This is a genomic window from Sporomusa sp., assembly GCF_035561255.1.
Classification (GTDB): domain Bacteria; phylum Bacillota; class Negativicutes; order Sporomusales; family Sporomusaceae; genus Sporomusa.
The window spans coordinates 1-5,363 of sequence record NZ_DATMXX010000077.1 but is presented as its reverse complement, the minus strand read 5'-3'; the positions used below and the strand labels follow the sequence as shown (position 1 = coordinate 5,363).

Below are 5,363 nucleotides of genomic sequence, written 5' to 3'. Positions count from 1 at the left end.
CGATTAGAGATTGCAATTATTAATAACTCCACTTCACGCTTCAATCTATAGATAAATAAGTGAGTCCGTATCACTTTTACGTGATACGGACTATTATTATCTGTATTGCAAACCATCACCAGTTCAGTTCGGTAGCTTTGACACATCCCCTTTAAGACTATTATACCAGGTTACTCTCAATGCGGCTTCGACCAGGAATTTTTTCAATAGGATAATATTGTGTTTGCTATTTCGAAACAATTGGAACTGTATTTGCAGCTACGGGCATTACTGTTATTGTAAAATCTTCACGATCAATTTTTTCTTTAGCAATAGCAAATGCTTCATCAGTTGTAGTAGCGGCAATCATACCAGCATTCTGAACAAAATCAGCATTCTCCGGCTTGGTAACAATGATAAGCGGCCCCTGTCTGGCAATATCGGCTAGCTTATAAGCAAGATACCCTGGAATGGTAAAGTGTTTCCGTAAAGCCATTTCGTGCTCCAGTGCAGTTTTGTACTTGAACCAACCTGCAAACTCAGGCGGCTCCATAATGTCTTGCAACTCCATAAAACAGATAATTACTCCGCCTGTTTTGACAGCCAGATAGGCATTATCTATTGTCTTTAATCCCTGGTAAAGATTGATGTCCTTAGGGAAGCCGCCAGCAGACGCTACCACTAGATCTGCCTTGGCACTTACTGGCACACCGTAGATCTCTTCCACCAGCTTAACACCGGCTAACCAAGCATCATGCCAGTGACCGGCCACAAACTGAACAAAATTGCCTTCAGGAGAAAAAACAGCATTCAACAGAAAATCCGGTTTGGCCAGGGCCGCTTGTTCAACCATATCCTCGTTCATTTCGTTGATATCAAGTACACCTGATACAGTATTGGGATTTAGCCCCTGACCGACTACTTTATTCATACACAACAAATGATTGCCTTGAATGGTTTTAAAGCCGCTGATTCCTGGCAAAATCGACTTTCGTCCGCCACCATAACCAGCCATCAGATGGTGTACTATACCGCCTGTCAAAATCTTCTTGGCTTCTGCCACGCGTTTGTTAATATAACACGCAACGCCCCGCTTAGTTGTACCTGTATATACCAGATCATCGTTATGGCAATCATGATTAGTCACTTCAACCCGGTCACAGACCTGTTTGCCACATATCGCAGCAAATTCCTCCGGCGTATTAAGACGGTGGGCACCTATGGCAATTTTGATAAAGATATCTCTGTCCGGAATACCTGCATTATTCAACTCATCTAATAGTACAGGCAAGAATTGATCAAATTTAACCCAGGCTCGAGTAATATCGCTGACCATTATGGCAACTGTATCGCCAGCCTTAACAATGTCTTTGAGCTGCGGAGTACCAATCGGGTTTCGCAGAGCTTCACGAACGGCACCTGGGACATCGGTAATGGTTTCGCAGGGGCGACCATAGACTTCATTAATTATTTTTTCTGCAGGAAGAACCAGTTCCATTGCTCCGTTCCCGTATTTGAGGTCAAATCGCTTGTCTGGCATCGTAATTCCTCCTTTTGGGGATGCTAGGGACAGTATTATGCATTTTTCACACAATCATAACCCTTTTTTATTGCCTCTTGGTTAGCAGTTATAACATGAGGTTTAGCGGCGAACTTTTTAGCGAAAGCCTTGAACAGAGCCTCGATAGCTACGGCCTTGGTAGCAGCTATTAGCGCGCCCAAAGCCACCATGTTGGTCATTTTAGGATTACCTAACTCTGTTGCTATTTCATTGACAGGAACCCGGTAAACCTCTATATCCTGCCGTTGTACCGCTTTATCTACTAACGAACTATTAATGATCAAAACTCCGCCAGGTCTAACCATTGACTCGAACTTATCCAGGGACGGTAAGTTTAGAACAACAGCCGCTGTCGGTTTTTCCACCATCGGTGATCCTGTGGGCCTGTTAGTTACAATTATAGAGCAGTTGGCAGTCCCGCCACGCATTTCCATGCCATATGAGGGAATCCATGATACGTTTTTATCTTCAAGCATTCCGGCATAAGTTAGTATCTGACCCATAACTAAGACGCCCTGACCACCAAAGCCTGACATTATAATTTCATGTCTCATTATCATCACCCCTGCACATCTTTATAAACGCCAAGCGGAAACTGTGGCATCATATTTTCTTCTAACCATTTAACTGACTCAACCGGCGTTTTTCCCCAGTTAGTAGGACAGGTTGACAGTACCTCCACCAAGGAGAAACCTTTGCCACTAAGTTGAACGTTTAAAGCCTTTTTTATAGCTGCTTTTGCTTTATTCATGTTTGCCGGAGTATTTACTGCCACCCGCGCAATAAAAACCGGACCATCAAGGGTAGCCAACATTTCCGAAACGCGAATAGGCCGACCGGCTACTTCTTTTTTCCGCCCGTAAGGGGATGTGCTGGTCTTTTGTTCTACTAACGTAGTTGGAGCCATCTGGCCACCGGTCATACCATATATTGCGTTATTTACGAATATTGTTGTTATGTTTTCACCACGGGCAGCAGCATGAACAATTTCCGCACACCCAATCGCCGCTAAGTCGCCATCGCCTTGATAGGTGAATACAGTTGCATCCGGGTGCACACGCTTAATGCCTGTAGCTACAGCAGGAGCGCGGCCATGAGCGGCTTCCGACACATCAAAATTGAAATAATTATAGGCGAGAACAGCACAACCAACCGGGGCGACACCAATTGCCATATCTTGAATACCAAGTTCATCAATTACTTCTGCTATCAACCGGTGAACTAATCCATGATGGCAGCCGGGACAATAATGGGTTGCTGCATCACGTAAGGATTTTGGTCTGGAATATACTAATTCTGCCATCTTAGTTAGCCTCCTTACCATTGATAATCTTTACAATCTCTTGATAAAACTCTTCTGTGCTTGGTATCATACCACCGGTGCGGCCATAAAAATAAACCGGTTTTAGTTGTTTTGTTGCCAGCATTACATCTTCAACCATCTGCCCCGCACTTAATTCAAGTGTCAAAAATGCCTTAGTAGTTTTAGCCAGCTTCGCAAACGGCTGTACTGGAAACGGCCATAAGGTGATTGGCCGCAGCAGGCCGACCTTCATGCCTTCTTGCCGGGCTTTATCCATAGCAGAATGGGCAATCCGGGAGGTAATCCCATAAGCTACAAGAACAAGCTCCGCATCTTCCGTATTTATCTCTTCCCACCGTGGTTCATTGTTGCGAATGGTGGCGTATTTTTTCTGCAAACGAATATTAAGCTCTTCTAATTGTTCCGGTTGTAAGAACAGTGAATTAACAACATTAGGAATTTTGCGTCCACGTAGCCCAGTTAATGCCCAAGGCTTTGCAACCGGTGTTGTACTACTTGTTTTAAATTCTACCGGCTCCATCATCTGTCCTAATGCGCCATCACCTAAAAGCATAACAGGATTACGGTATTGATCAGCAAGATCAAATGCCAATAAAGTCAAATCTACCATCTCCTGCACCGAATTGGGCGCTAATACAATATTACGGTAATCGCCATGCCCACCGCCTTTAGTTGCCTGAAAATAATCGCTTTGAGCCGGTTGAATCCCGCCTAAGCCCGGGCCACCTCGTACGATATTGACAATAACACAGGGAAGCTCAGCGGCAGCAATATATGAAATACCTTCTTGCTTGAGGCTGATACCTGGACTAGACGAAGAAGTCATGGTTCTGGCACCGGCACCAGCAGCACCAAATACCATATTAATGGCAGCAATCTCACTCTCGGCCTGGACAAAGGTGCCTCCAATTTGCGGCATGCGTTTAGCCATGAGCTCAGGTATTTCTGTCTGTGGAGTAATGGGATAGCCAAAATAGTGACGGCAACCGGCGATAATTGCAGCTTCAGCGATCGCTTCATTGCCTTTCATGAGTACTTTCTCTGACACGTTTATCACTCCTATCTACTTATAAATCTCAATTACTGCATCAGGACAAGCTTTACCACATAGAGCACAGCCGACACACTCTGACTCGTCTCGGCATGTTGCAAAAGTATAACCTTTACCATTAAAGCTTGATGACATAACGATTAATTTTTTAGGACATGCGACAGTGCATAGCTCACAGCCTTTACACCGTTCCTGAAAAAAATCTGGTCTGGGCATAATTATCTCTCCTCAACATAAGTTCATTAAATACAAAATTTCGTTCATTTATACCGACCAACGTTCTGTGATTTGCCGAAACCATAGTGCCGGTGAAAACAGGCACTATGGTTTGATCTTAAATTTTACCGCGTTTTTCGATCGTCTTAACCAATTTAGTCAGCGTTTCATTAACTGGCGTAGGAATGCCTAGTCTTTTTCCTTCCGCTACTATCGCACCATTAATAGCAAGAACCTCGGTCTTAGCACCACGCTCTATATCCTGCCTCATAGAGGCCTTGTTATCATAGGTTGAGCGAGAGACGCCTCTAACGTGTTCTAAGATGTCATCTACCATAAACGTAATACCTTTAGCCTTAGCCACAGCAGCGCCTTCCTCTACTACTGCTGCCTGAAGACTCTCTGTTTCTTCGTACTCCAATAATTGACCATTTGTCAGCATGGTAATAGCAGCAAGGGCGTTAATTCCTACATTAACTAGCAGTTTAGTCCAAATCAGGCTGTCAACCCCCTGGCTAACATGCATTTCCACACCGGCTTTAATAAAGGTATCAACCACTTTCTGCAAACGCGGTGTTGTAGTACCATCCAATTCCCCGATGGAAATTGACCCTGTTTCGCTAGGCTTAATTCGTCCCGGCCCTAGTACGGTACAGCCAAAAGCAGTAGTACCGGCAAGAATCCGGTTACGCCCTAAAACTGTTTCAATAGCTTCTATATTTCCCACACCATTCTGTACGGTGAGTACTATGGTATCTTGTCCGACAATTTTCAGACAATCCCGCGCTGCCTGTTCGTTATCGTAAGACTTAACCGCAAAGAGAATCAAATCCGGCGTACCAGCCTCTTCTATATTAGTAACTGCTTTTACTTTTAACACTTCATCGCCACTTTGGCGAGTAACGGTCAAACCACTTGACTGCATCTCCACTACATGTTCTGCATTAATGTCAACAAAGGTTACATCTTCACCACTTTTGTGGAGAAATGAACCAAATAAGCCGCCAATCGCTCCTGAACCAACAACGGCAATCTGCATGACAAAGAGCCTCCCATTATTCATTAATTTTAAGTATTTTTAAGATATCTTATTGGTTTTTCGCCATATCCGCAACTTCTTAGCGCTTTTTATAATCAACTGCGTGTTCTGATGATACTAGCTTTGACCTCCAATTCCCCGATATAGACGAACACTGTTCATAATTACAGAACAGTGTTCGTCTATTATCTGT

The 5,363-nt window shown here is 44.0% G+C and carries 6 protein-coding genes; all 6 read right to left on the bottom strand.

Annotated elements, in window-relative coordinates; genetic code table 11:
• Positions 1–226 precede the first annotated feature (226 nt).
• The 6 genes from larA to VN379_RS04685 all read right to left on the bottom strand — a co-directional run bounded on the left by larA (position 227) and on the right by VN379_RS04685 (position 5,170).
• A complete protein-coding gene (larA, locus tag VN379_RS04710; RefSeq protein ID WP_325531312.1) occupies positions 227–1,519 on the bottom strand; it encodes a nickel-dependent lactate racemase in 1,293 nt (430 codons plus the stop codon).
• Positions 1,520–1,554: 35 nt separating this feature from the next.
• On the bottom strand, positions 1,555–2,094 hold the full coding sequence (locus VN379_RS04705) for a 2-oxoacid:acceptor oxidoreductase family protein (RefSeq protein ID WP_325531310.1): 540 nt from the start codon (positions 2,092–2,094) through the stop codon (positions 1,555–1,557).
• 5 nt (positions 2,095–2,099) lie between these two features.
• Positions 2,100–2,843 (bottom strand): thiamine pyrophosphate-dependent enzyme, encoded by a 744-nt coding sequence (locus VN379_RS04700; RefSeq protein ID WP_325531308.1) that lies wholly within the window; start codon positions 2,841–2,843, stop codon positions 2,100–2,102.
• Between the two features lies 1 nt (position 2,844).
• Positions 2,845–3,912 (bottom strand): 3-methyl-2-oxobutanoate dehydrogenase subunit VorB, encoded by a 1,068-nt coding sequence (locus VN379_RS04695; RefSeq protein WP_325531306.1) that lies wholly within the window; start codon positions 3,910–3,912, stop codon positions 2,845–2,847.
• Between the two features lie 15 nt (positions 3,913–3,927).
• Positions 3,928–4,131, bottom strand: a complete 204-nt coding sequence (locus tag VN379_RS04690; protein ID WP_325531304.1) for a 4Fe-4S dicluster domain-containing protein — start codon at positions 4,129–4,131, stop codon at positions 3,928–3,930.
• A gap of 118 nt (positions 4,132–4,249) precedes the next feature.
• A complete protein-coding gene (locus tag VN379_RS04685) occupies positions 4,250–5,170 on the bottom strand; it encodes a 2-dehydropantoate 2-reductase (protein ID WP_325531302.1) in 921 nt (306 codons plus the stop codon).
• Positions 5,171–5,363 lie beyond the last annotated feature (193 nt).